This is a genomic window from Endozoicomonas sp. SESOKO3 (assembly GCF_024606255.1).
The window spans coordinates 1-1,039 of sequence record NZ_JAHHPR010000516.1; the positions used below are offsets into that span (position 1 = coordinate 1).

A 1,039-nucleotide genomic window follows, 5' to 3' on the forward strand; every position below is an offset into this window, starting at 1 on the left:
CCAGTTTGAGCCCCGATGGCCGTCATGCGCTGATCTTCAGTTTTGGCAAGACTGACGGTCACCAGGTGACAGCTATCGGCACTTAAGGTGGCTATGTAGATACCTTTAAGATGGGTAATTTCGGTTTTTGTCTCTAAGCTCAATGTTTCACATTGAGACATCAGTTTACTTTTGGTGAAAAGAATCAGGGCAGGAAAATAAGCGTTATCTCGTTTTTTTACGAATGACTCGACAGTGCCCGAATTCGCAAACGGACTCAACCAATCACGGAGTTGTTGATCATCTTTCGAAGTAAAGATGGTCTTCAATTGATATTGGTGTGTTGAAGGAAACCGACGATACCATGCTCTTTCCAGAGCTCTATTCTTTTTAACAAGATAGCGAAGGTATGTGCATACCTTTGTTAAACAGTGAATGCTTCGAAAATCCAAATAGCGAATAATTTTGACATGTGTCTCTTCGGCTAAATGGAAGAATGTAGGTTCAACTTTTTCCTGTACACTAACTTCCCTGCCCAGACTGACAACCGTTGGTGCTTCAAGCAGTCTGGGTATCTTTGGTGCAGGCGGGAGTGGAGCGTCAAAATTTCTGTTCGTAAAGTGCATATTTGTTCCTTCAAAGTCAGTATTTACCTCCGGTTAGAAAGAGGATTTAAAATGGGTTGTTAGTTTAGAACCGGTTTTAGAACGAAAGTTCATAACATTGAGGTCAGTAAAAATAAGCAAAAACAGAGCCTTGCTCCGGGAAAATGACAGGAAGAAACTTTTCCATTGAGAGCTCGCTGTAAAAGTTTTAATCAGGTTCTTAACAAACCCTGTTTTCAAATCGGCTATCTTCAAAAACACGCTTAATTGCAGGTTGTTTTAGAAACAGCCTGTACAGAAAACCACTACTCTGTTGTCATTACTGGAATGGTTGTCCGAAGGGTGCATGGCTGTCCCTTCAAAGTCAGTTTTTATCCTCTGGGTAAGGACATTTAAAATAGATTGAAAGCTTAGAACCGGTTTTAGAATGAAAGTTCAAAACATTGAGGTCATTG

The 1,039-nt window shown here is 40.7% G+C and carries 1 protein-coding gene; it reads right to left on the reverse strand.

Going from position 1 to position 1,039, the window contains the following annotated elements:
* The coding region (locus KDK18_RS08940; RefSeq protein WP_257254557.1) for an F-box protein at window positions 1-605 on the reverse strand (605 nt) is incomplete at its 3' end.
* Window positions 606-1,039 lie beyond the last annotated feature (434 nt).